This window comes from Acinetobacter sp. CIP 102129, assembly GCF_000368305.1.
In the GTDB taxonomy this organism is placed as follows: Bacteria; Pseudomonadota; Gammaproteobacteria; order Pseudomonadales; family Moraxellaceae; genus Acinetobacter; species Acinetobacter parvus.
On record NZ_KB849340.1, the window covers coordinates 548,522 to 574,623 of the forward strand.

General features: G+C 43.8%; 23 protein-coding genes and 2 pseudogenes. 16 read left to right on the plus strand and 9 right to left on the minus strand.

Annotated elements, in window-relative coordinates:
• Positions 1–9: 9 nt before the first annotated feature.
• Together F973_RS06720 and F973_RS06725 are read right to left on the minus strand one after the other, a co-directional pair.
• A complete protein-coding gene (locus tag F973_RS06720) occupies positions 10–1,203 on the minus strand; it encodes an MFS transporter (RefSeq protein WP_004760799.1) in 1,194 nt (397 codons plus the stop codon).
• Positions 1,204–1,267: 64 nt separating this feature from the next.
• Positions 1,268–1,577 (minus strand): annotated as a pseudogene (locus F973_RS06725) (Rid family hydrolase); the annotation flags it as partial.
• Between F973_RS06725 and F973_RS15440 the strand changes: the two are divergent.
• The 4 genes and pseudogenes from F973_RS15440 to F973_RS06740 all read left to right on the plus strand — a co-directional run.
• Positions 1,572–1,715, plus strand: a pseudogene (locus tag F973_RS15440) (redox-sensitive transcriptional activator SoxR); the annotation flags it as partial. The pseudogenes F973_RS06725 and F973_RS15440 sit on opposite strands and share 6 nt — an antisense overlap.
• A 684-nt stretch (positions 1,716–2,399) precedes the next feature.
• Positions 2,400–3,527, plus strand: a complete 1,128-nt coding sequence (locus F973_RS06730) for a Re/Si-specific NAD(P)(+) transhydrogenase subunit alpha (protein WP_004756075.1) — start codon at positions 2,400–2,402, stop codon at positions 3,525–3,527.
• Between the two features lie 11 nt (positions 3,528–3,538).
• Positions 3,539–3,862: a proton-translocating transhydrogenase family protein gene (locus F973_RS06735; RefSeq protein WP_004678363.1), complete on the plus strand. Its 324-nt coding sequence runs from the start codon at positions 3,539–3,541 to the stop codon at positions 3,860–3,862.
• Positions 3,863–3,865: 3 nt separating this feature from the next.
• Complete coding sequence (locus F973_RS06740; protein ID WP_004760801.1) at positions 3,866–5,320, plus strand: NAD(P)(+) transhydrogenase (Re/Si-specific) subunit beta; 1,455 nt, start codon at positions 3,866–3,868, stop codon at positions 5,318–5,320.
• Between the two features lie 61 nt (positions 5,321–5,381).
• Here F973_RS06740 and F973_RS06745 read toward each other — a convergent pair whose 3' ends face one another.
• Positions 5,382–6,203, minus strand: a complete 822-nt coding sequence (locus tag F973_RS06745; protein ID WP_004760802.1) for an SDR family NAD(P)-dependent oxidoreductase — start codon at positions 6,201–6,203, stop codon at positions 5,382–5,384.
• A 267-nt stretch (positions 6,204–6,470) separates the two neighbouring features.
• Between F973_RS06745 and F973_RS06750 the strand changes: the two genes are divergently transcribed.
• Together F973_RS06750 and F973_RS06755 are read left to right on the plus strand one after the other, a co-directional pair.
• A complete protein-coding gene (locus F973_RS06750) occupies positions 6,471–7,793 on the plus strand; it encodes an ammonium transporter (protein WP_004681725.1) in 1,323 nt (440 codons plus the stop codon).
• Between the two features lie 14 nt (positions 7,794–7,807).
• Positions 7,808–8,425: a hypothetical protein gene (locus tag F973_RS06755; protein WP_004760804.1), complete on the plus strand. Its 618-nt coding sequence runs from the start codon at positions 7,808–7,810 to the stop codon at positions 8,423–8,425.
• A gap of 40 nt (positions 8,426–8,465) precedes the next feature.
• Here F973_RS06755 and rsfS read toward each other — a convergent pair whose 3' ends face one another.
• The 5 genes from rsfS to F973_RS06780 form a co-directional block, all read right to left on the minus strand.
• On the minus strand, positions 8,466–8,864 hold the full coding sequence (gene rsfS / locus F973_RS06760) for a ribosome silencing factor (RefSeq protein WP_004760805.1): 399 nt from the start codon (positions 8,862–8,864) through the stop codon (positions 8,466–8,468).
• Between the two features lie 81 nt (positions 8,865–8,945).
• Positions 8,946–9,740 carry a hydroxypyruvate isomerase family protein gene (locus F973_RS06765; protein WP_004760806.1) on the minus strand — a complete coding sequence of 265 codons (795 nt, stop codon included), beginning with the start codon at positions 9,738–9,740 and terminating at the stop codon, positions 8,946–8,948.
• A 23-nt stretch (positions 9,741–9,763) separates the two neighbouring features.
• Positions 9,764–10,630: an NAD(P)-dependent oxidoreductase gene (locus tag F973_RS06770; RefSeq protein ID WP_004760808.1), complete on the minus strand. Its 867-nt coding sequence runs from the start codon at positions 10,628–10,630 to the stop codon at positions 9,764–9,766.
• 21 nt (positions 10,631–10,651) lie between these two features.
• Complete coding sequence (locus tag F973_RS06775) at positions 10,652–11,440, minus strand: crotonase/enoyl-CoA hydratase family protein (protein ID WP_004760809.1); 789 nt, start codon at positions 11,438–11,440, stop codon at positions 10,652–10,654.
• Positions 11,441–11,558: 118 nt separating this feature from the next.
• Positions 11,559–14,369, minus strand: coding sequence for a GacS-like sensor histidine kinase (locus F973_RS06780; protein WP_004760811.1), 2,811 nt, complete (start codon positions 14,367–14,369; stop codon positions 11,559–11,561).
• A gap of 149 nt (positions 14,370–14,518) precedes the next feature.
• Between F973_RS06780 and cysM the strand changes: the two genes are divergently transcribed.
• Genes cysM through F973_RS06800 form a run of 4 tightly spaced genes read left to right on the plus strand, consistent with a single transcriptional unit; the run spans position 14,519 to position 20,049 of the window.
• A complete protein-coding gene (cysM, locus tag F973_RS06785) occupies positions 14,519–15,448 on the plus strand; it encodes a cysteine synthase CysM (RefSeq protein WP_004760813.1) in 930 nt (309 codons plus the stop codon).
• Positions 15,449–15,476: 28 nt separating this feature from the next.
• Positions 15,477–16,292 (plus strand): 3'-5' exonuclease, encoded by an 816-nt coding sequence (locus F973_RS06790; protein ID WP_171062322.1) that lies wholly within the window; start codon positions 15,477–15,479, stop codon positions 16,290–16,292.
• Between the two features lie 9 nt (positions 16,293–16,301).
• Positions 16,302–17,711, plus strand: coding sequence for a 23S rRNA (uracil(1939)-C(5))-methyltransferase RlmD (gene rlmD, locus F973_RS06795; RefSeq protein WP_004760817.1), 1,410 nt, complete (start codon positions 16,302–16,304; stop codon positions 17,709–17,711).
• Positions 17,712–17,742: 31 nt separating this feature from the next.
• The gene (locus F973_RS06800; protein ID WP_004760818.1) at positions 17,743–20,049 is read left to right on the plus strand and encodes a RelA/SpoT family protein; all 2,307 of its coding nucleotides are present in this window, start codon (positions 17,743–17,745) and stop codon (positions 20,047–20,049) included.
• Positions 20,050–20,224: 175 nt separating this feature from the next.
• On the opposite strand, the gene F973_RS06805 is transcribed toward F973_RS06800, so the two are convergent.
• A complete protein-coding gene (locus tag F973_RS06805) occupies positions 20,225–20,998 on the minus strand; it encodes an SDR family oxidoreductase (RefSeq protein WP_004760820.1) in 774 nt (257 codons plus the stop codon).
• Between the two features lie 102 nt (positions 20,999–21,100).
• On the opposite strand from F973_RS06805, the gene mazG reads away from it, so the two are divergent.
• The 6 genes from mazG (at position 21,101) to panC (ending at position 26,081) form a co-directional block, all read left to right on the plus strand.
• Positions 21,101–21,907 carry a nucleoside triphosphate pyrophosphohydrolase gene (gene mazG / locus F973_RS06810; protein ID WP_004760822.1) on the plus strand — a complete coding sequence of 269 codons (807 nt, stop codon included), beginning with the start codon at positions 21,101–21,103 and terminating at the stop codon, positions 21,905–21,907.
• Positions 21,876–22,304 (plus strand): ComEA family DNA-binding protein, encoded by a 429-nt coding sequence (locus F973_RS06815; RefSeq protein WP_004760823.1) that lies wholly within the window; start codon positions 21,876–21,878, stop codon positions 22,302–22,304. The genes mazG and F973_RS06815 overlap by 32 nt, the downstream gene beginning before the upstream one ends.
• A gap of 139 nt (positions 22,305–22,443) precedes the next feature.
• A complete protein-coding gene (gene pcnB, locus F973_RS06820) occupies positions 22,444–23,898 on the plus strand; it encodes a polynucleotide adenylyltransferase PcnB (RefSeq protein WP_004760824.1) in 1,455 nt (484 codons plus the stop codon).
• Entirely contained in the window at positions 23,895–24,383 is a 489-nt protein-coding gene (gene folK, locus F973_RS06825; protein WP_004760825.1) for a 2-amino-4-hydroxy-6-hydroxymethyldihydropteridine diphosphokinase, read from the plus strand. The genes pcnB and folK overlap by 4 nt, the downstream gene beginning before the upstream one ends.
• 39 nt (positions 24,384–24,422) lie before the next feature.
• Positions 24,423–25,232: a 3-methyl-2-oxobutanoate hydroxymethyltransferase gene (gene panB, locus F973_RS06830; protein WP_004760826.1), complete on the plus strand. Its 810-nt coding sequence runs from the start codon at positions 24,423–24,425 to the stop codon at positions 25,230–25,232.
• Between the two features lie 3 nt (positions 25,233–25,235).
• Positions 25,236–26,081, plus strand: a complete 846-nt coding sequence (gene panC, locus F973_RS06835; protein ID WP_004760828.1) for a pantoate--beta-alanine ligase — start codon at positions 25,236–25,238, stop codon at positions 26,079–26,081.
• Positions 26,082–26,102 lie beyond the last annotated feature (21 nt).

A 26,102-nucleotide genomic window follows, 5' to 3' on the forward strand; every position in this document is an offset into this window, starting at 1 on the left:
TTTCCAGTTTTAAAATGGCTGCTGCGTAACATCAGTTATTAAAAGGTTATCCAGTAAACTAAACAGCATACACGCAAGAACCAGACATAGGCCTGCCAAACAGGTCATGGTCCAACCGCCATGATTCCATGCAAAAATGCCAAGTGCGGAACCACAGGCACCTCCAATAAAATAGGCGGTCATATAAATCGCATTGATACGTGACTTGGCATCGGGGCGTAAACGGAAAATAATGCTCTGGTTGCTGGTGTGCACCAATGCCAAAGCCAACTGGATTAGGGCAAAGCCAACAATATAGCTGATGAGGACTGTTTGCCCGTAATAGAAGCAAATCCAGCTGATAATGAATAAGGCACAGCCCATCCAGGTCAGTTGCCTGGTGTAGCCCTGATCAGCATATCGGCCAATATATTGGGTGGATAAGGCACCAAAGATACCCACCAGACTCACCATTCCAATCATGAGGTCAGGTAAATGATGGGCCGAGCTGAGCAGAAGTGCGATGGTTGAATAGAGGATACTGACCGCCGCAAAGGCAAACCCACCTGTAAGTGCCCGTAACAATAGGCGCTTTTCCTGCTTCAAGAGTTGGGCCATCGAAACAAAGATTTGCCCATAATTCATTTTCATGCGCATGACGTAAGGCAAGCGGCTTTTAAGCGCATAAGCCAATATCAGCATCAAGACTCCACTAAGCACATAGATGACTTTCCAGTGAAACAGGTTGGAGAACAATCCTGCTAGACTGGTCGAAAGCAAGATACCCACCAATAAACCACTCATGAGAAAGCCCACAACTTCGCCAGTCTTTTCAGGCTGTACCGTCATGGTGGCAAGAGGGATCAGTACCTGAGCCGCAACTGAAAACAGCCCGACCAGTACGGTTCCCACCCAGAGCATAGGTAGGTTGACCGAGAACGCACTCAGAAACAAACCCATTGCACATAAAGTCATAAGTAGTGGGATAAACTTGGTCTTATTGGCCACATCACCTATAGGTACAATAAACAGCAAACCCAAAGCATAGGAAACCTGTGCAAAAGTGACGGTCAGGGCAGCCTTGCTTTCTGTTACGGCAAAATACTGCTGAATGGAGTGGATTAGTGGCTGGCTATAATAGTTGGCACCTGCACATAGACCGCACGCCGCAGCCATAAACCAGAGTAAGGCCTTATTTTGACTAATATCTTGAGGGGCTGACATAATTTTCTCTATCACGGGTTTATGCAGTATATGCGGTTGCTTTAATTTCAACGAGCATTCCTGCTCATGCCAATCTAGAAACAGGAATCAATGTGCATACAGGAAATGCATGATTTTTCCACAAACTTTGCATGATGCCTGCCAATACCTGAAGTTTTTCAGAATCATGGTCAACAATCAGCATACGCAAAACGGCTATATCTGAAAGTTGTGCCTGAGGGGCGATTAAAGCATGTTGAATATTATAAAAGACTTGTTGTACCTGTTGGTCAAAAAATGGAAAGTTCACCATTTTTGTTTTCTTCTCTCTGACCTGCAATATGGATGATACGCATATTGGGTTCCACAATAACAACATGGCTATAACCATTGGCTGTGGTTGCCTATCACTAGAACAATGTCCACTGAGAAATCCTGATGATTGTCTGGCAGAATGATCAATGGGGACGTATTTTCAGGAAATTTTACTGTTGCTGAATCAGAAAAATAAAATGATGAATGAAATAGAATGATTTTTGCACCAATATTGTGCGTTAAATCTATTTTGATCAGACAAAATTACATAAATATCACTTGAAAAAATGCCGATTCAAGTTTTTACATTTCTTTTTAGTTTTTCTGAGGGATGACATTCATACAATTCAGATTTATTGATAAAACCTACTTTGATGTCTTGAAATAGGCCTTGTACTTTGCGAAATAAATAGTCGCCGAAAAAACCAATAAAAGTTTATGTAAGCCAATTTCTCTACAGAGCTGCACGATTATGATGCGGTTTCAGTCCATAGACCCGTTTTAGCCAAGCCTGAATATGAACAATGTTTAAAGAGTTGCTGTGTATTCTATCTATGATGCTCGATAAAACATGGGGTTATTTAATCTATACCGCTTTGGCATTGAATGAAAACAACGCACAAGGCATATAAATGAACGGATAGATACTGAGAGAATGAAATTTTTATATTGTATATGCATGGTGAAATAGCTTGGCTTTATCAAAAGCTAAACATCATGAGCATACAAGGTTTCAATATCAATATGAATCATCAGTTCAGAATATGGGTATTTATTAAATAAATAGTGGGTGGAATTTTAAAAAAGTTCCATTAGAATCCAAAATTCTACAAAGAATACTCCTGGGGGAAACATTGCTATCCGCGATGTTTACTTAAGAAAAACTAGCTTGAGGAACGCTCATGCAGATCGGAATCCCAACCGAAACTGTTGCAGGTGAAAGTCGTGTAGCGGCAACACCAGAAACAGTTAAGAAGTTGATTAATGCAGGTCATAGCATTGTCATTCAACGTGGCGCTGGTGTTAAAGCAGCCTATATTGACAGTGCTTATGAACAAGTTGGCGCAACCATTACAGACGATGCATATACAGGTAGCCAAATTATTTTGAAGGTACGTGCCCCTAAGGGTGAAGAAATTCAAAAGCTTGCGGCGAATACGACTGTGGTTGCAATGTTTGACCCTTACCGCAATCCAGAACTGGACCAGTTTGCTGCTCAGCAAGTGTCTGCTTTTGCTTTAGAGTTACTTCCTCGTACGCTTTCACGCGCACAAAACATGGATGTACTTTCTTCGCAGGCAAACCTCGCTGGTTATAAATCTGTATTGCTAGCTGCGGCTGAATATCAACGTATGTTCCCAATGTTAATGACTGCTGCGGGTACCGTAAAACCTGCGCGTGTCGTGATCATGGGTGTTGGTGTTGCTGGTCTTCAAGCGATTGCGACTGCAAAACGTTTAGGTGCAGTTGTGGAAGCAACTGACTTACGTCCAACTGCTAAAGAACAAGTTGAGTCTTTAGGCGGTAAATGGTTAGACGTACCAATGTCCGATGAAGAAAAACAACGTGCTGCTGAAGCTGCGAAAAGTGGATATGGTTGGCAGCCGGGTGAGCAATACATCAAGGATCAAGCTGCGATTGTAGATAAAGCTGTATCAAATGCTGACATCGTAATCACGACTGCATTGATTCCAGGTCGTAATGCTCCGCGTCTGATCAAAGCTGAAACTGTTGCCAAGATGAAACCAGGTTCTGTCATTTTAGATATGGCAGTTGAAACGGGTGGTAACGTTGAAGGTTCTAAAGAAGGCGAAACTGTTGTTACTGAAAATGGCGTGAAAATTTTGGGTATTCCAAACATTCCAGGCACAGTTGCAACTGAAGCATCTGCACTGTATGCACGTAACGTTTTCAACTTCCTTGAGACATTATTCGACAAAGATAAAAACTTTGCGATCAATCAAGAAGATGAAATCCAAAAAGCGTTACTCGTGACTCATGGCGGTCAAGTACTGCTCAAGCGCGGTTAAGGAGAGTTCTCATGGTTGAAACGATTACAATTTTCGTCCTTGCCATCTTCGTAGGTTACTACGTAGTTTGGGGAGTAACACCTGCGTTACATACACCACTTATGGCGGTAACGAACGCATTGTCTTCAATCATTATCGTTGGGGCAATGATCCAAACCGTGGGTATGCCTGTGATTGGTGTTGATGCCAATGTAGCTTTCCAAAGCGTAAATGTTGTAAGCATCTTGGGTGCGATTGCTGTGTTCTTGGCAAGTATCAACATTTTTGGTGGCTTCGCTGTAACTGCTCGTATGCTTGAAATGTTCAAGCCGAAGCAAAAGAAAAAAGAGGGCTAATAGATGGAATTTATTCGAGACTATGCGGATTGGTTCTACCTGATTGGTGCCGTCCTTTTTATCTTAACTTTGCGTGGTTTGTCAGGTCCTAAAACTGCCATTCAAGGTAACCGTTACGGCATGATCGCAATGGCGATTGCTGTAGTAACAACATTCTTTGTTGCAGAACATCCAGTTGTTTGGATGATCGTTGGTGCGATGGTATTGGGTGGTGTGGTTGGTATCGCTCGTGCGCGAACTGTTCCGATGACACAAATGCCTGAAACAGTGGCTTTAATGCACTCATTAGTTGGTTTGGCTGCGGTATTAATTGCGATTGCAGCGATTTTACACAACAACCAATTAACAGCATTGTTTGCTGAAAATGAAGCTGCTTTGACTGCTGCTGGCGTACAGCATGCTCATATGAGCAAAGTTCATTTATTTGAATTGTTTGTAGGTTGCTTCGTTGGTGCGATTACATTTACAGCATCAGTATTTGCTTACGGTAAATTAGCTGCTAAAAAATGGGCAAAAACGATTTCTGGTGCATGGGTTAAACCTGTTCAAGCGCTTATCTTTGCTGCAATGCTTGCGGCAGGCATTATGTTCTTCTTGACGAATAACATGACTGCTTTCTGGGCGATGACAGCACTTGCACTTGCATTTGGTTGGGTTTGGATTGCGCCAGTTGGTGGTGGTGATATGCCAGTTGTGGTATCGCTTCTTAACTCATTCTCTGGTTGGGCTGCAGCGGGTATTGGTTTCACACTAGAAAACAATATGTTAATCGTTGCGGGTTCACTTGTAGGTTCTTCTGGTGCGATTCTTTCTTACATTATGTGTAAGGCGATGAACCGTTCAATCATCAACGTATTGTTTGGTGGTGCAATGGGTGGTGCAGCAGTTGCTACAGCGGACAAAGGCGAACAAGTTCAACGTAACTATCGTTCTGGTTCAGCAGATGACGCAGGTTTCTTGATGTCAAATGCAGACAGTGTTGTGATTGTACCAGGTTATGGTATGGCGCAAGGTCGTGCACAAAATGCAGTTAAAGAATTATGTGAAATCTTAAAAGAACAGGGCGTAAAAGTTCGCTTTGCGATTCACCCAGTTGCGGGTCGTATGCCTGGTCACATGAACGTATTGTTAGCTGAAGCTGATGTCGCGTATGAAGACATCTTGGAAATGGATGAGATCAACTCTGACTTCCCAGCAACTGACGTGGTACTTGTGATTGGTGCGAATGACGTTGTTAACCCAGCGGCGAAAGATGATCCAAGTTCACCAATCTATGGTATGCCGATTCTTGAAGCTCACAAAGCTCGTACCATTATGGTGATCAAGCGTTCTATGGCAACAGGTTATGCTGGCTTAGACAATGATTTGTTCTACAATGAAAAAACCATGATGATCTTCGGTGATGCGAAGAAAGTTGTTGAAGATATGACAAAAGCAATCAATGGTGGTGGTCACTAATCTGACCTCATCAGGATTGAAGAAGCCACCGTTAGGTGGCTTTTTTGTTAGCGCATATTTATTAAAGGTATTTTTCTACAAGATTCATCGATTGTGTATAAAGATCACGGGCAAGTTGCTGGTTTTTAGCATGTGGTGATTTCCAGTCTGGCATGTGTGCACTGACATATTCTCCATTACGCTTTGCCCAATCATCTCCAGTCGCCATTTGCGTAATCAACTTTGCAGGAACTGAGGTCGGCACTAAACCAATTTTCATCACTTCATAAACAGGTTTTGGCAGTTCGCGATAGATGTCGGAGGCAACACCCCCTGGATGCAGTGAGTTGTTGGTAATGGTGCTATTCGCCATACGTTCAGCTAAAGCATTACTGAATAAAAGATTCGCTAACTTAGATTGACCATAATAGAACAGGGGATTATAAAAACCCTCAGCACGGAACTTATTCGGTTTGATTGAACCAGCCCAATGTGCAATTGAGGCAAGGTGGATGATGCGAGCTTTTGGTGCCTGTTCCAAGACAGGAATCAGCTTATGTGTCAGTAGAAAATGGCCCAGATAATTCACACCAAACTGTTGTTCAAAACCATCTTGCGTCAGCTGCTTGGTCTTGGCAAATAGTCCTGCGTTGTTAATCAGGACATCAAGACTACCGTAGCGGTCTGCAATTTCATCGGCTGTGTTACGGGTTGATTCAAGGCTGTTTAAATCGAGGGAAACCAAATCAACCTGCCCCTGACCCAATGCACGCAATTTATCTTGCGCAATTTGCGCTTTTTGCGGATTACGGCAGGCAAGAATGACATGCTGTCCCTGCTTTACCAACTCTTCCGCTGTGGCAAAACCAATACCTGTATTTGCACCTGTAATTAGAATTTTCACTTCATCTACTCCAATAATGCTTTTTATTTGATGAATTTTAAAGCAGGTCCTATAGTGCGTTAATTTTGACAACTTGTCATGTCAAATTTGAAATGGAAGAAGAGATTGTTGTTGATAAAAGGTGTATAAAGGTTTGGATATTAAGTATTTAGTTTAGATCATTTTTTTATGATGAATAAATATAAATCGATGAATTATTAAAAGGAAAAAATAATTTATTTTGGCATTTTTTTTGCATTGGATTAGATGATTTTTTAGGGGAATTCTATGAAAAGTATAATTTTAGTATTGCTGTTTTTACTATCTCTCACCTCCCATGCATCTGCTGAAACCACGACAAATATTCAGGAAATCCGTATTTCTCTGGATAGCGTGTGGGTGGTCGTTGGAGGAATTTTAGTTTTCTTTATGCAAGCAGGATTTGCTTTAATCGAAAGCGGATCTGTTCGTAGTAAGAATACCGTGAATGTACTCATGAAGAACTATATGGATACCTGTATTGGAGGACTTATTTTTTGGCTGTTTGGCTTTGGCCTGATGTTTGGCCTGAATCAAACAGGGTGGATCGGACTCAGTCATTTCATGCCAGATCAACTGGATGACTGGCACTGGAACCTGTTGTTCTTTCAGATGATGTTTGCGGCGACAGCCACCACGATTGCCAGCGGTGCCATGGCAGAGCGAATACATTTTGTGGCTTATGTGGTCAGTGCGGTTTTTGTAAGTGGCATCATTTACCCTGTATTTGGTAGCTGGGCATGGGGCGGCCTGTTCGGTGGTGATGGCTGGCTGAAAGCTTTGGGGTTTATTGATTTTGCTGGTTCAACTGTGGTGCATTCAATTGGTGGATGGGTGGCACTCGCAGGCATTATTGTGTTGGGACCACGTTTGGGACGCTTTGGCCGTAAGGGGCAAAGTCATTTTTTGGCAGGACATAATCTGCCCTTGGTGGCATTGGGTGGCTTTGTGCTATGGTTTGCGTGGTTTGGGTTTAATGCGGCATCCACGGTTGCTGCAAGTGTGAGCATTGGACGTATTGCCCTCAACACGCATTTGGCTGCCTGTGCTGCGGCTGCAACGTATATGGTTCTGGCCTTGCTTCAATCCAAGGCGGTGCTCATGCGCAATACTATTAACGCATCACTGGGCGGTCTGGTTTCAATCACGGCGGGTTGTGCCACCATGTCCCCCGTATTTGCGGTTATCACAGGCGCTATAGCAGGTTTGCTGATGACTTTTGTACCTTTGTTGATTGAAAAGATGCGGCTGGATGATGTGGTGGATGCTGTTGCAGTACATGGGGTGTGTGGAGCATGGGGAACCATTGCCGCAGGTATCTTCTTTCTGGAGAAACCGTTTAACCTTGATGTGATCTCAGTTCAGACTTTGGGTGTGGGGGCCGCATTTGTCTGGGGCTTTGGTGCTGCGTTTATCATGTTTAAGGTGCTCGACAAGGTTCTCGGTGGCTTAAGGGTTTCCCCGCAACATGAACAACGGGGGCTGGATTATACTGAACATGCTGAATTGTCATACCCAGAGTTTCAGAGGGATGTCACTTTTGAAACTGAAAATATCACTCATCGCCATTAAGGGAGGTGATTGTTATGGCTGAATTAAGCATTGAACAAAAAAGGCTGGCAGTGGAAAAGGGGCTTGCACAGTTCTTGCCAGATACCGTTTTGCAACGTGTTTTACAGTACTGGGAAAGTGAATATGGTCACCAGCCATCCTTTGTATTAAATCGTTTTCTCAGTGAAATTTGTACCAGTGATGACCTGCGCTTGCAACGCAAGGAGATGTTGCGGCAGGTATTGCATGAAATTTCGGTGGTTGAGAAACAGGAACGCCTCAAGGTAAAAACGGATAAACCAGTTATGGCCGCTGAGACAAGTCCCGAAACACTGGACCTGTTTCAGGTGTTCCATGACTTTGTGATGGGCGTGTTAAAAGGCGTCAGTCAACCTGATTATCTGGATTTTGTGGCAGAAATTCAGGGCAAAATGAAGAAAAATCGTTTACTTGCTGGATATTGGTATATTGCAGGTTTAGAGAAACAGTGCTTGATGCAAATGCCGAAAGAGGTTTATGCGGTCATGATTACAACGCTGTACGCGATCTACTGTAGTTTTTATGGTCCAGGCAAGGCGGACCAACTGTATGCACAAATTAAGCATGAAATAAAACAGCATTACCCAGCAGTCGACTTAAGCCAGTTGTTGTAGGAATGAAAAAAGCGACCTTATCGGTCGCTTTTCTTAAGCTTTAGGCAACGGATTCAGGTGCGCGCCATAAACTTTCAAGGTCATAGAATTTACGGGCTGTTGGCAACATTACGTGTACCACAACGAAACCAAGGTCAATGAGGATCCATTCAGCATCACGTTCACCTTCGACCCCGATTGGGCGAAAACCTGCTTTACGTGCTTCATCAGCAACATTGTCAGCAAGTGCTTTGACATGACGAGTAGATGTTCCGCTTGCAATCACAATTGCATCGGCAATATTACTAATAGAACTTACATCAAGTTCTAGAATATCTTTGGCTTTTACATCAGTAAGGGCTTCATGTACAACTTTTAAACAAGCATGTACATCTTTGTTTGCTGTTTTGATTTTTAGGTCGTGAGAATTAGAAGCGCTGGGCGATGGTTCTAAATTCATAGAGGGTATATTTTCCTGACAATTGCTCATCGTCAAATATAGCGTTTTTCTCTATAAAATTCAAATTTCAGCAGTAACAGTTTATGTATTCACGTCATTGGAAAAGTACTTTTCTTTCCATGCAAAAGATTGATCTGATTGAGTTTTTGGTCGGTATTCTGCACCAATATAACCTCGATAGGCACTTTGACGTAACCAGTCAAAAATTTGCTTATAGGGAATATTTCCTGTGTCAGGTTCGTGTCGGCTTGGACAATCAGCAAATTGAATATGACCAATTTGATGCAAATTTTCTTGCAAACCAGTCAAAACATCTTCACCCATCATGGCCATATGGTAGCAGTCATATTGCATTTTCAGTGCGGGATGGTTGATAGCCTCCAGCATTTCCTGTGCCTGTGCAATATTCTGCACCAAAAAGCGTGGCATGTCGGTGCCGTTGATCATTTCAAAAACAGGTTCAATCCCTTGCTCTGTCAGCATGTGGCAGGCCAGTTTGAGATTGCTTGAGAGGGTGTTTAAACAAGGGAGCAGGTCAGCGTCTAAAGGTTGTTTGCCCGCTAGAATATTGACTCGAGGAACATTCAAGGCCTTTGCATAACGAATTGCAAGCATAAGGGCATGATGAAATTCAATTTCTTTTCCAGGAATACCTGCTAGGCCATTACCGCCCTGCATTAAATCGCCAGCAGGCACATTAATGAGGCAAAGTGAGAGATCGTATTGTTCAAGCTGAGTTTGAATATCAAAAATTTCTAATTCATATGGAAACTGAATTTCGATATGTTGGAAGCCATGTGTATGAGCTAAAGCAAAACGCTCAATCAAAGGGACTTCCTTAAAAATCATAGACAAATTGACTGCAAGATGGCTCATATTCAATCTCCTTCAATCAATTATTATTGTTCTATATATTGAATGATAGTTGCTAAATCTTTCTCAGCAAAGCCGTTTTCTTGGTGGGCTTGTAACTGTAGTAGAGCTTTTTGTGCAACAGGTATATTTAAGTTAAAACTATGTGCAAGTTTTAATGCATTGTTAAGGTCTTTGGATAAGGTCTGTACTTTCCATTGCACAGGCTCGAAAGTATGGGTTGCCATACGAGGAGCTAAAATTTGAAATGGTTTAGAATCTGCAAAACCGCCCGCGAGAGCAGGGGCAAGCAAGTTAGTATCTACACCTGCTTGGCTCGCTAATGCAACCGCTTCTGCGATCAACGTGCTATTTGCTGCAACAATTAATTGATTACAAATTTTGGTGGCTTGTCCAGTCCCTGTTTCACCCATACGGGTGACACGTTGGGATAAGACCTTATAAATAGGCTCGAGTGCTTGGATGACGTGCGCATCGCCACCAGCAAAAATGACCAATGTACCTTGTTCTGCCCCTATAGTCCCACCTGAAACAGGCGAGTCAATCCAAGTCACTTGTTGCTGTTGGGCGGATTGCGCCAATTGCTGTGTCACGGTTACCGACAAGCTAGAAAAATCAATAATCACTTGCTCTGCTTTTAAATAGGGCTGGATTTGGGCAAAAACGCTTTGAACAGCCTGATCATCAGCCAGACAGGTGAGAATAATGGGATAATTTCCAATATCTTCCAATGCTAAAGTTGCCGCGCCCTGTTGAATAAGTGGCTCACATGCATGAGGACTACGGTTCCAAACTGCTACCGTATAACCCGCCTGTAATAATCGGGTTGTCATTCGACTTCCCATTAACCCCATACCTAAAAAAGCGATGGGGGTTTGTTGATCAACACGCATGTGAATTTATCCAAACTGTAATTACTTATACTGACGCGGTAAGAACTGAATCTCAGGATTCTTGTCTTTCTTGCGTGCGAGACTACTGTTTTTACCCAACAAAAGTTTAAGCTGCCATAACTTTTCTAAACGTAGTGCCTTTTCTGGCTGGTGTTCCATGGCATCTAGTACCCGTTTCGCTGCCATGATGGCATCAGGGGAACGTTGTAGCATTTCCTGTGCAATCACATTGGCCTTTGCCAACGGATTGTTGTCCAGATGTGTGACCAAACCAATTTCTTTGGCGTATTCTGCGTCAAAGACACGTGCGGTCAGGGTAAGTTCCTTGGCTAAATCAACGCCGATCAGTCCTTTTAATGAGCGGGTGAGACCCATGTCTGGAACCAGTCCCCAACGACTTTCCATAATCGACATTTGCGTGTTTGGCGTTGCAATACGGATATCCGCAGCAAGCGCAAGCTGCATGCCCGCCCCAAAGCAATAACCCTCAATGGCGGCAATCACTGGAATTGGCAGGTTTTGCCAAATCAGGAATGCTTTCTGAAACAGGCTTTGACCTGGCTTGATCAGTTCCCATGCGGCAAATGCGGTATTTTTAGGGTTGTTCAGGTCAGATAGGTCAATACCCGCACTAAATACCTGTGCCTCACCCGTTAAAATGACGCAACGAATCGAACGGTCTTTTTCAATTTTCTTTGCAGTTGCCACCAGCTCTTTTAATAACGCAAAACTCATGGCGTTGCGTTTTTCTGGACGGTTAAGGTAAACCGTTGCAATACCATTGTTCTTTTCAACTCGTAACAGTGCCATTTGCCTTACTCTTATTGTGTTTAATGATGGGCAGCATAACATGAGTCTTTTAGCTAAAACATGACACCACAGTCACAAATAGCGGTGATGACCACCATCTTGTAGATGCCAGCAGACCCTATGTATCGTGGGAATGTAAAATCAGGCTGGCGGCCTGTCTCACCTGATCAATCGCAAAGTTCAACTCATTAAAACGATGGTTGGTTTCCCGTATAAAGGCATCATCTGCTTTGCGGCGCTCTTTACGCAGGGTTGAAACAAATTGCTCAAATTCCCCTGAAACCTTTTGTAACGCTGGAGTGCCAACGTAACGTGTTGCACCATACAGACGGTGTAGCACATGCTCAAGCTGGGGAAAATCCTCCAGTTCAATCAGTTGCTGCATTTCGGTGAGTTCAGTATCAAAACTATCCACCAACATATTTAATAAGTCTTGTGCCAATTCTTCTTTATTCGCAGCGAGTTGAATGCTTTGCTGCCAGTTTAAAATCTGTGGATCAATTGATTCTGTCGGGTGCTTCTGCTCAGTATTGACAGGCTGAGAAGAGAAGTTATTTTTGGTCCAATGGGTCAGGATTTGAATGATCTGTTCCATCTGGATTGGCTTGGTCACATAATCATTCATACCCACTTTTAGCAATTTCTGTTTTTCATCGGCCAGTGCATGTGCGGTCAGTGCAATAATCGGAAGTTGCATGCCTATATCCAGCGTTGACTCAAGCGAGCGAATGGCTCGGGTGGTATCAATTCCAGACATGACAGGCATTTGAATGTCCATAAACACAAGGTCAAAGGGTGGCAGCTTTTGTTCAATCCGCTGCTGAATCATGTCAATCGCTTTCTGGCCACTTAATGCCTTGGTGGTGGTGACATTCAGTTCACCCAACAGTGCTTCAAGCACAATCAGGTTGGGAAGATGGTCATCAACCGCCAATACGTGTAAGCCCTGACCATTGAAATCCTCAGATTCCTGTTCAAACACAGGCTGATTGCCCAGCAACTGCACCAGTTCACGGCGGCTTAAGGGCTGATACAGTGGACGGGCACGGTATTCATTCAGCATGTTCGGCTCAAGGCTCATTTGATAACCATAAACTGCTAAGTTTCCTTGGTAACGCTGACGAATTTCTTTGAGTAGGGCTTCTGTATCACCACTATGGTCAACAATGAGCCACGTATTTTCTTGCTGATTTAAATGGTTCAGACGACTGAATAAATCCAAAATTGATTGTGTTTCGATATGTGAGACACGGTAGTTTTCTAAATATGAGCGCAGCACACTCGCGGTTGCAGGATGGGCCAGATAAGACACTACTTTCAATTGGTCGAAATGAGGATGCTCTACGGTTTCATCCTCTTCCTCAAGCTTGAATAAGGCGGTAAACCAGAAAGTTGAACCTTTTTCTGTCGGGGCACGTTCTTGGTTGTCTTCAAAGCCAATTTGACCATGCATCAGATGAACAAGTTGTTTGGAAATTGCTAAGCCTAATCCTGTACCACCAAATTGACGAGTAACGGAAGCATCGCCTTGAGAGAATGATTCAAATAGTTTTTTACGGTCGGTACCACTGAGACCAATCCCACTGTCCTGTACACTAAAGTGCAGTAGGCATTGTCCAATGTCCTCATCTTCCATGCGGACACGAACGATGATTTCACCATCTGGAGTGAATTTAATGGCGTTGGAAATGAGGTTGGTCAGAATTTGTTTAAAACGTAAGGCATCGCCAACTACATGCTGTGGGATGTTCTCGGCATAATAAAACGCCATATTGATATGCTTTTGTGCGGCCAAGGGCGAAAGCATATCCATCACATCAAAAATAGCTTCTTCCAAATCAAATGGCGCTGTTTCGAGCTCTAATTTGCCCGCATCAATTTTAGAAAAATCGAGGACATCATTAATGAGTGCTAAAAGATGAGCTGAAGATTTACGAATAGTTTGAAGATACAGGTTCTGTTCATTAGTTAAGTTTTGCTGACGAAGTAAGAGGTGAATAAAACCGTCAATACTGTTTAATGGCGTTCTGAGTTCATGGCTGATATTCGCTAAAAAGACGGACTTGGATTGATTCGATGAAATCGCTTGGTCACGTGCTTGACGATAGGTAATGTTCTGAACTTCCAGCGTATCCAGTGTGCGGCGTAAGTCTTCCTCAGTTTGTTCGGTATGTTCTTTAAGTTCCAGAAAACTAAAATGCAGACGTTTAACCACATTGGCAATGTCTCGCTGGAGCAGGCGTAACTCGCCTGTACTGTTCACCACAATATGCTGATCCAGTGTATCGGCATTCAGGCGCTGCATCTGCATACGGATTTCATACAGTGGTGCCAGCCAGCGCCGTGAAAAAACATTCAGGCAAAATAGTAAAATCATCAGGGTGATCAGCCCTGTCGCTACCAGTGAAAGCAGGATTTTATAACGGGTCAGTTCCAGTGGTTGATTGTCCAGTTCAATCACTAACCAGACTGAATCGGGCTTGCTGCTATTCAGTTTGGCACCATAAATACTGTTGTGGTTGTGTGGAATCGGGCCAAAGAAATTACTGTTGTCAGGGAAAGTTGGCCAGAAGCGATTATTCTGGTAGCCCACGCTTAAGTAGGTCTGCCCCTCGTTGTCAATCAGGGCCGCCCGTTGCAGGTTTCGCTCATCAAACATCTTCTGCATGATGTTCTGGGCGCGGTCATATTGGTCAGGATGTTGCTGTACCAGTTGCAGTAGATCATTTGCGGTCTGGTGGTAGCGTGCCAGAATGGCGGAGGCATCGGAGCGTTGCTGTTGTTTGGCCGCATTGGTGGTTTCAGATAAAACCCAGAAAATTCCCACACCTGTCAAAATTGCGATTGGCACCAGAATGAGGGCAATCAGTTGTCCATAAGCATGATTGAGCCGTAAGCGTTTTGACAGGGTTTTATTGAAATTTGACATAATGCGGTCAGATTTATCATTCTGTGCAATATCTTAGCATGCTTTGTGGCAAACAGAGGTACGGGCTAGCCAATAAAAAGCATAGTGAAAAGGTGCAGTAGTTCCATTTTTTTCATACAATAGGCGCCACCTTAATATCGGTGTCGATCATGACGAATACGCAAACTGATTTTTTAGCAGATGAATTTTTACTGGACTATTATGTTGGTAAAACCCCTTTAGTCCGTTTGCAGCGTTTGGCGTGTCATACACAGGCTACGGTATTGGCAAAACTGGAAGGCAATAATCCCGCGGGTTCGGTCAAGGATCGCCCTGCTTATAACATGATTGTCCAAGCAGAGAAGCGTGGACAAATTCAACCTGGTGATACTTTAATTGAAGCCACTAGCGGTAACACTGGCATTGCTTTAGCCATGGTTGCAGCCATGCGTGGTTATAAAATGAAGCTGATCATGCCAAATAACATGAGTCAGGAACGTAAGGATGCCATGCTGGCCTATGGTGCTGAACTGATTGAGGTGACGCAGCAGCAGGGTATGGAAGGTGCGCGTGACCTTGCCACGCAAATGCAGGCGGATGGCAAGGGCTTTGTCCTGAACCAGTTTGACAATCCAGATAATGTTGAGGCGCATTACCTCACCACAGGACCTGAAATCTGGAAACAGACAGCTGGAAAAATCACCCATTTTGTCAGCTCAATGGGCACCACAGGCACCATCATGGGTGTTTCAAAATATTTAAAAGAACAAAATCCAGACATTCAGATTGTCGGTTTACAACCCGAAGATGGGGCGAGCATTGCGGGAATTCGCCGTTGGCCTGAAGCATATCTGCCGACCATTTTTGACCGTAGCCGTGTGGACCGTATCATTGATATTCCACAGCTTGCAGCGGAACAGACCATGCGTAAACTGGCACGTACGGAAGGTATCAGTGCGGGCACCTCTTCTGGTGGGGCAGTGTGGGCATCACTCAAAATTGCTGAGGAAACACCTGATGCCGTGATTGTGTGCATTATCTGTGACCGTGGTGATCGTTACTTGTCAACAGGGCTGTTTTCAGTTCAAGATGAAGATTAGACCTAACTGATTACATTGAATGATGAGCTTGCGTTTTCCAATTTTAGTTTTTGATATTGAAACACTGACTGACTTAAAGGCTGGTGCTCATCTTTATCATCTTGATTTGCCTGAAACCGATGTGGAACAGGCATTGACCAAAATCCGCCGTCAGGAATCAGGCAGCGATTTTCAGCGTTTGCCCTTGCATGAAATTGTCTGTATTTCAGGTTTATGGCTTGATGAAAAGGGCTTTCGCCTGTTTTCATTTAGTCAGGAGCAAAGTTCAGAAGCTGAAATGCTGACAAAATTCCTGTCCATTTTTGACAAGAAGCAGCCGACGCTGGTGAGCTGGAATGGCTCGCAGTTTGACCTGCCCGTGATTCTGTTCCGTACCATGTATCATGGACTTTCTGCGCCAAGCCTGTTTGATCAGGGTGAAATTGATAACCAGAAGCGCTTTAACAATTACCAGAACCGTTACCATCATCGCCATGTTGATCTGATGGATGTGATGGCGATGTTTAATGGGCGTAATTTCCAGAAGCTGGATGACATTGCCTGTCTGTTGGGATTCCCTGGAAAGCGTGGTGAAACGGGTTATCATATCCCTGAATATATACGTACTGAACAATGGTTGAAACTCACCAGTTACTGTGAGGGTGATGTGCTCAACACATGGTTGGTCTATCTGCGCTGGCTATTACTAAAGGGTCAGTTGAATCTACAGGATCACCAGCAATGGATTCAGGCGACAGCCGATTATTTACAGACACAGACACAACAAACAGAATTTTTACAGGTATGGCGGCAGACATCGCAATATACTGTATTCACCGCAAATACGTTTGCGCCAAAAAATTAGGTTGATCTTTTGAAACATAAAGCGAAACAGCGCCCAGCTCAATATCCAGCATATATCTTTCAAATCGAAGCTTTTTCTCATGAGGGGCGAGGGATTGCGCATTATGGCACGCATCCTGATCATCCAAAAGAAAAGCACGGTAAGAAGGTTTTTATTCGTTATGCTCTCGTGGGTGAAACAGTACAAGCCAAGATTAGCAATCAAACTTCGCGTTTAGAAGAAGCGGATATGGTTAAGCTAGAAAGTGATGCGGCTGTGGGACGAGTCGATCCGATTTGTCCGCATTTTGGGGTCTGTGGTGGCTGTAGCTTGCAACATATTCATCCAGATGAACAGATTTTATTAAAACAGAATGTATTGAAGTCACATTTACAACATTTTGCTGGTTTACAACCAGAGCAATGGTTAGATCCAATCCGCTCTGAAAAAATAGATTATCGCCGTCGTGCTCGAGTGGGCGTTCGCTATATTGCGAAACAAAATCGTTTGGTGATGGGCTTTCGTGAGCATCACAGTAATCATTTAACACCGATTCAGCAGTGTCATGTTCTTGATCAGCGTTTGTCCGAAAGTTTGGTAGAGTTGAGAAAACTACTCGAAAGTCTAACAGGCAAAGCCCACATTGGTCATATAGAATTAGCAATGGGTGATAGCGAGGTTGCATTGCTGATTCGTCATTTAGATGAATTAAATATTTCCGATGTCAACCAATTACGTCAATTTGCGTTACTGAAGGATTGGCAGTTGTATTTGCAACCGAAAGGCGCAGATAGTTTGCATCGTGTTGATGATACTCAAGCACCTATGCGTTTGCACTACAGTCTGGATGAGTTTGCAGTTAAATTTGCATTTTCACCTTTAGACTTTACTCAGGTGAATAGCGGTGTAAATGCAAAGATGATTCAGTTGGCATGTGAATTGCTAGATTTACAGAAAGGAGAGAGAGTGCTCGACCTATTTTGTGGATTGGGTAATTTTTCCTTACCTTTAGCATGTTGTGTTGGTGAGACAGGTCAGGTCGTTGGTGTTGAGGCAAGTGATGAGATGGTACAACGGGCAACTGAAAATGCGGAAGCAAATCAATTGTCTCAGGCACTGTTTTTTTCACAAGATTTAACAAAAGACTTTTCGCATCATTCTTGGGCAAAACAGGGATTTGATGCATTATTAATTGATCCTCCTCGATCAGGTGCATTTGAGGTTATGCAATATGTACCTAATTTTGGAGCAAAAAGAATCGTTTATGTTTCATGTAATCCATCAACACTGGCAAGGGATGCGGGTGTACTGGCACAATATGGTTATCAACTTAAAAAAGCGGCAGTAATGGATATGTTTACCCATACTGAGCATGTTGAATCAATTGCCTTGTTTGAAAAAATTGAGCAATTTGAAAAGACCCAAGAAATAAACGATTAGAGAATGAGTTACATATCCAGAGGAGAATGGTATGGTCACAGTACGTGAGCAGTTACCTGGACGACTCCATGAGTTGTCAGAGGAAACGACTGTAGAACATGCCGCTGAAGCGCAAAGTGGTCTGGTCTCTTGGCTAGATCGAGTGCGTGATATTTTGGATGGGGCAGAGCTAAAGCAACTTCAAAAAGTTGCAGAGCTGACCTTGGCAAAAGAATTAGAAACCACGGTTCATCATCGTACCAATACTTTTAGTACAGGTATTGGTATGGCTGATATTTTGGCGCATTTACATGTTGATGAAGATACATTGTCAGCGGCAGTGTTGTATCGAAGTGTGCGCGAAGGTTTAATTACTTTAGAGGATATTCAACAACAATTTGGCGAACAGGTGCTTGGTCTTGTACAAGGCACGCTTGCGATGGGTAAGCTCTCTGAATTGATTGAAAAAAATAAACGTTTAGAAGATCATTTTAATAACAATCAGCGTGAGCACTTAAACGGCATTTATAAAATGCTGATCTCAGTGACAGAAGATGTACGCGTCGTTTTGATTAAATTGGCTGAACGTACTTATGCTTTACGTGAATTAGCCACTGCAAGTAAAGAACGTCAAGAACGCGTTGCACGCGAGATTTTAACGATCTATTCACCGCTTGCACATCGATTAGGTATTGCACAGCTAAAATGGGAATTAGAAGATCTCGCTTTCCGTTACTTGGCGCCTGAGCGTTATAAAGAAATTGCGTCGTTGCTGAATGAAAAGCGTTTAGAGCGAGAGCAATATATTCAGTTTGTGATTGATAAGCTAAAGACTGAACTGGGTATGCATCATATTCAGGCGGAAATCACTGGACGAGTGAAGCACATTTATTCGATTTATCGAAAAATGAAAAGTAAAAATCTGAGTTTTGATCAGCTTTACGATATTCGTGCGGTACGTGTATTGGTAAAAAGTGTACCAGACTGTTATCACGCTTTAGGCATTGTGCATCAATTATGGCGTCATATCCCGAACCAGTTTGATGACTATGTCACCAATCCAAAAGCCAACGGTTATCGTTCATTACACACAGCAGTGATTGCTGAAAATAAATCTTTAGAAGTACAAATTCGTACCTTTGAAATGCATAACGAAGCTGAACTGGGCGTTTGTTCGCATTTTAATTATAAAGAAGGTGCAAAAAATACCGATCATTCATTTAATCATCGTCTACATTCTTTACGTGCGGTATTGGAACATTATCAAGAGCGTACTGAAACGACGCCACATGGCGAAGATGAAGAGTCAAATGGCATAGATCAAATTCAAGATTTTGAAAATTTTGAAAAGATTTATGTATTTAGTCGTGATGGTGATATTAAGGAATTACCACGAGGTTCAACGGTTTTAGATTTTGCTTACCATGTACATACGGAGGTAGGTAATAAGTGTTATGCAGCACGTGTCAATCAACGTTATGTGCCATTAACTTATACGCTGAAAACGGGTGAACAGGTTGAGATTTTAACCAAAAAAGATCGTGAACCGAACCGTGATTGGTTGGTGAACTCTTTAGGTTATATTAAAACTGCTCGTGCGCGTGACAAATTGCGGCATTGGTTTAGACAACAAGATCGTAGTAAGAATATTGAGGTGGGGCGTGAGTTACTCAATAAAGAGTTAGCACGCTTAGCAATTCACCCTAAAAGTATCGATCTTAAAGACTATTCATCTCATTTCAACCTGAAAGCGGGTGATGATATTTTAGTTGCTTTAGTCAGTGGTGATATCAGTTTGCATGCCTTGATGAATCAAGTGAATCGTCAGATGCATCTGGATCAGGATGAGCCTGAGCTGGTGTTGAAACCTGCCCTGAATCCACGTGCCAGCCATACCTTGTCTGCACATGGCATCCTGATTGATGGTCTGGACAATGTGGAGCTGCATATTGCACAGTGTTGCCAGCCTGTACATGGTGAGTCAATTGGTGGTTATATCACCTTGAACCGTGGGGTGAGTATCCACAAGATTGCCTGTCCTGATTATATCCGTATGACCACACAGGAACTTGAGCGTGCGGTTGAGGCGGACTGGGAAATGCAACCAACCCGTGGTCAGAGTGTGCAGATCGTGGTGGAGGCCTATGATCGTCGTGGCTTGCTTAAGGACCTAACCCAGGTGATTTTCTCAGACCAGATCAATATCCGTCAGGTCAATACCATTTCTGAGGCGGATGGCATTGCCAACATGAAACTGCTGATTGAAGTCAAAGGGTTGGCGCAATTGTCCCGTTTGTTGGCGCGTTTGGAGCAGCAACCCGGGATTATCAGTGCCAGACGTTTGGTTCAGGGAAGCTAATTTCATCATATTTCTGAAAGGATGGTCATACGATGCCTCGTGCAAAGTTAATATCAACCACAGGGTGATATTTAGATGCGGTGATGGAGGTTGATCAGCAGACATATCATGTATTTGATGAATTCGGTATCAAAGGGTGGCAACGGGCTTTAACCATGGTTGAAGCCCCTTTTTATTAGCGTTTAGATAGGAAAATATTCGTGAGGCGATTTAAAAACTGGGGGCTGATACTGGAAAGCTGGTACATCAGTTTGGTTTTTATCCCTACTGGCGTATGGGTTGGAATCAGCGCATGATTCTTCTGCTGGGCCAAGTGCAGCACCTGTTTTGCCACATCGGCGGGGGTTAGGTCCACCCCAATGTTCTGGATGCTGCCCGCATCCATATTCTTCACCATATTGGTCTGTACAAATAACGGCATCACATCCAGCACACGGATATTATATTTTTGCCATTCCACATCTAGTGCCTCGGTTAAACCACGAACCGCAAACTTGCTGGCGGAGTAGGAGGCTAAATCGGCCTGCCCATATATTGCCGAGGCTGATGAGAGGTTAATCACTCGGGCAAAACTGGATTTCTGTAGATGGTTTAATGCAGCATGACAGCCATTTAAAACCCCTTTGACATTAATTTCGATGGTATTGTGATGGGATTGAATGGAGGTGTTTTCAAATGCACCAGAATATAGAATTCCCGCATTATTCACTAAAATATTCAGTTCACCCGCCCAGTTTTTAAATTCCTGTAGTGCCATTTGCCACTGGCGATAATTACTGACGTTTAGATAGCCCGCTTTGGCATTTTCGCCCAGTTCTTTGGCCAGAGCGTGTGCCTGTACCTCATTAATATCGTATATGCCCACTTTATAGCCGTGGTTGTGAAATAAACGCGCGATTTCAGCGCCAATTCCCTGTGCAGCCCCACTAATAAACACACTCTGTTGCATTGCTTTCCCTTACTTTATCTTGATATTTTTTGAATCCGTGTATATTACGCATAAGCAGTTTGCTGCTGCAACAATTTAGCTGTACCTGGTTTGGAGATCATCATGGAAAAGTTATTGGCAATCATGCAGGAATTAAGACAAAAATGTCCATGGGATCAGCAGCAAACACCTGAAAGCCTAACCCGTTATGCGATTGAGGAAGCCTATGAGGTAGAGGCGGCCATTCAGGAGGGCGATGTAGATCAAATCCTCAATGAGCTGGGTGACCTATTGCTACAGGTGGTGTTCCAGTCGCAAATGTACACTGAGCAGGGTGCATTTAATTTTCATGATGTGGTCGATGCGATTAGTGAAAAACTGATCCGCCGTCATCCGCACGTGTTTCAGTCGGAACACTATCAAAACCTAAACCCTGAGCAGGTCAGCGAATTATGGAAACAGATCAAGCAGCAGGAAAAGCAGGGTAAACCACAGTCACTTCTGGATGAAGTCAAGCATGCACCTGCCTTGGTACAGGCACATGAGATTCAGAACAAAGCAGCCCAGCTTGGATTCGATTTTGAAACGGTAAAAGATGCCTATGCAAAGCTGGATGAAGAACTGGAAGAATTACAGGAGGTAATTGCAACGCAGGAAGTCGATAAAATACAAGAAGAATTTGGCGACTGTCTATTTTCTTTAATCAATGTAGGACGTAAACTTGGGCTGTCGAGTGAGACCGCCTTGTTGGCGACAATTCATAAATTTAGAAGCCGCTTTGCTTTTATTGAACAACAGGCACAACGACAACACAAAGACTTGCAGGAAATGAGTTTGGCAGAAATGGATGAACTCTGGGAGCAAGCAAAACGACAATTAAAACCTGAGGAAAAAACCAATGACCTTGCCACATCCGTGCAGCAAATATAACGCTGTTTTATTGATTCTTTTATGTGTGGGGTGCCTTTCTCATCTGCATGCGCAGCAGTTTGACCAGTCTTATGGCCAATGGAAAGCCCAGCAGCAGGCACGGGATCAGCAGTTGGCGAAACAGCCTAACAACAATTATTATCTATCACGTCCAACACAGCAAACCAGCTCAAAGCCTGTTTCATCTTCTGTAAATCAGCAGGGTGATAAAATTAGCCTCAATCAGGCGAATGTACAGCAGTTACAGACCCTGAATGGTGTAGGCGAGAAAAAGGCTCAGGCCATTGTGGAATATCGCCAAAAGAATGGCGGATTTAAAACCATAGATGAATTGGTGAATGTGAAAGGGATTGGGCCAAAGTTGCTGGAAAAAAACAAGGCACGGCTGATGCTTTAAGGGAAATTCTGAAATGGTGTCGCTAATAAAGAGGCATGATCTGTTGAAACTTCAACAGAATAAATTGCCCTTTGTGTGGGTTGGAGCTATGATTAGCGACAAATTGTTATTTACGTCCTGACGTAGGAGACACTGTCTTTTGCAAACCTTGCGCGCGTCAAAATGTGGTCTGTCCACAGCTCAACTTCCTCCCTCAATTCTCGATGTGATTGATAGCCTGAACAAAGCTGGCTATGAGGCATATATTGTGGGTGGCGGTGTTCGCGATATGATGTTAGGTCTTAATCCAAAGGATTTTGACGCAGTCACCAATGCCACCCCAGCTCAGGTGAAAGAAGTTTTTGGGCGACGTTGCCGAATTATTGGACGGCGTTTTGAGTTGGCGCATGTCTACTCAGGCCGTGAGCTGATTGAGGTGGCGACTTTCCGTGCACCTCCGAAAAAAGCGGTGACCAGTGCATCTGGAATGATTCTTCGTGACAATAATTGGGGAACGATTGAGCAGGATTTTGCTCGTCGAGATTTTTCGATCAATACCCTGTATTACCAGCCCCGTAAAGGCATCGTACTCGATTTTTGCCATGCGGTTGATGATATTAAAACCCGTACCCTGCGTTTTCTGGGGGAGCCTGCCCAGCGCTTTGAGGAAGACCCTGTACGCATGCTGCGGGCCTTGCGTTTTGCCGCAAAACTGAATTTCCAGATTGACCAATCCATTCTTGATGTTTTCAGTGTTGAGATGACGCAGTTGTTGCGGGATGTTTCACCGCACCGTTTATATGACGAGTCACAAAAACTATTTACCATGGGGCACCTGACCCAGGTTTTACCAATGCTGATTGAGTTTGGTGTTTGGAAACAGTTGTTTGCTGAAATTCCACCAAATCTAACAGCTTTCATCGAACGTGCAGCTAAAAATACTGATCAACGAATTCAAATTGGTAAGACCATTAATCCCGCATTTTTTTATGCAGTATTGTTATGGAAGCCTTTCTTAGAACGTTGCGATTTTTATTTAAATAAAGGTGTTGTTCCTGCTGAAGCACGTGCCCAAGCTGGTTTGGATGTATTGAAACGTCAAGCCACCCGCACCATTATTCCGCGTTTTGCTGAAACTTTTATTCGTGAAGTATGGGAAATGCAAACCCGTTTGCTCAATCCAAAACCACAGCAAATTGAAGCTTTAGCTGGACATGCACGTTTTCGTGCAGGCTTTGACTTCCTGCTGCTGCGTGAAAAATCGGGTGATAGCAGTACCGAGGGCATGGGTATTTGGTGGGAAGCTTACCAAGAAATGTCAATCGATCAGAAAGAAGTCGCAATTCGTCAATACAACCGTCAACGTAGTAAAACACGCCGTAAGACAGTTGAAGTTGATGAGCCAAAGACCACTGAGATTGAACCTTTGGTCAATGTCCCTGAGCCTAGAAACCGCCGTGCCAAGAAAGAACGTGTCAGGTCGGATGAGTCCACCCCCCGTTTTATGGAAAAGGCTTCAGGTGATTCCAGCCAGGTTGGTGCTGATCATCCAATTCTCAAGCGCAAACGGGTAAAACGTGATTTAAGCCAAGTGGTTTTTGGGCCAACGCAATGACCATTCGTACCTATATTGGGTTGGGAAGTAACCTGGGTGATTCGCAGCAGATTCTGCGTGAAGCGGTTGCCAAGTTGGCAGGTTTGGGACCAGTTCAGGTTTCCCGACTTTATCAAAGCCTACCGATGGGTCCACAGGATCAACCCAATTATTTAAATGCGGTCGTGCAACTGGATACAGCACTTGAGCCTTTAGCCTTACTGGATCAATTGCAGCAGTTTGAGCAAGAGGCGGGGCGAGTCCGTTTGCGACGCTGGGGCGAACGCACCCTTGACCTGGATTTACTGATCTATGGTCAGCAGCAGATTCAAAATGAGCGTTTAACCGTACCGCATATCGGTATTTTAGATCGTGATTTTGTGGTTATTCCCTTATTGGATATCGATACTCATTTACAGTTAAATGGCCATCCATTAAAAGATTTAGAACTGGTGCAGCAAGCAAGCTTGACTGTAATCGCAGACCAGTCTTGGGCAACTGCGTAAGATTGTTTCGTTCTGGAAATGCCTGCAGAGGATATCATCATGATTAGTCTAAGTGACTTAAGAAAATTTAAAGCTGATGGACGTAAGTTCTCATGTCTTACTTGTTACGATGCAAGTATGGCTAAAGCGATGGAATTGGCTGAAATTGATACAATTTTAATTGGTGATTCTCTAGGAATGGCGATTCAAGGAAGAGATTCCACACTTCCTGTGACAGTTGAAGACATGGCTTACCATACAGCGGCTGTGCGCCGTGGTAATTCACATGCATTGATCATGACAGACCTGCCATTTATGAGCTATGCAACGCTGGAAGATGGCCTGAAAAGCGCCAAGGCGGTGATGCAGGTTGGCGCACAAATGGTCAAGATTGAAGGCGGTGCTTGGTTAAGTGAATTAGTCCAAGTTTTGACACGTAATGGTATTCCTGTCTGCGTGCATTTGGGTTTAACACCACAATCAGTACACGTATTCGGTGGCTATAAACTTCAAGCACGAACGCGTGAAGCAGCAGATCAATTAATTGCGGATTGCCAAGCTGTGGTTGATGCAGGTGCTGCGGTATTATTATTAGAGTGTGTTCCAGCTCAGTTAGGCAAGGAAATCGCTGAACTATTTCCAAATACCCCTGTGATTGGGATTGGCGCGGGCAATGAAACCGATGGTCAGGTATTGGTGGTACAGGATATGCTAGGTTTAACCTTTGGACGTGTTGCACGCTTTGTGCGTAACTTCATGAAAGAACAGTCTGGTGAAACCGCAATTCTGGATTCCTTTAAGGCCTATCATGCCGCTGTTCAGGACCAGTCTTTCCCTGCAAAAGAACATACTTTTCAAGTTGAGCTGTAATCCATGAAAACAGAAACCACCATACAAGGCTTGACCGCATCACTTGCTCCTGCACGAAGCACAAAAAAGCTGATTGGTTTTGTACCCACCATGGGCAACCTGCATGAAGGTCACCTGACCTTGGTGCGTGCCGCAAAGAAAATCTGTGATGTGGTGGTGGTCAGCATTTTTGTCAATCCGATTCAGTTTGGCGCGGGTGAAGACTTTGACAGTTATCCACGTACTTTGGAGCAGGATAGCCGTTTACTGGCGGATGTGGATTGCGACATTATTTTTGCACCCTCTGTAGAGCAGATGTATGGCACACAGCCACGCTTGACCAATATCAGTGTCGGTCAAATTACCGATGACCTGTGTGGTAAATCACGTCCAGGTCATTTTGATGGGGTTGCTGTTGTGGTGACCAAACTGTTTAACATCGTACAGCCTGATTTCGCGTTCTTTGGGCAAAAGGACTACCAGCAGCTGGCGGTCATTCGCCAGTTGGTGCAGGACCTGAACATGCCACTGGAAGTGATTGGTGTGCCTATTGTCCGTGCTGAAGATGGCTTGGCTTTAAGTTCCCGTAATGGTTATTTATCTGAACAGCAACGCGCGATTGCACCCACGATTTACCAACTACTCAAGCAAGCCGAACAGCAACTGCATGAGGGGCAGGCACTTGCGCAGGTACTGGAAAGTATCTCTAACCAATTGACACAGGCAGGCTTTGTTGTCGATTATGTGGAGGCCCGTCAAACAAATTTACAGCCAATTGCGCAGTTTGATCGAAATGTGGTTTTATTTGTTGCGGCAAAACTGGGTACAACACGTTTGATTGATAACCTACAGGTCGACTTTAAGACTTAAAACTAGAAAATAAAAAGGGTA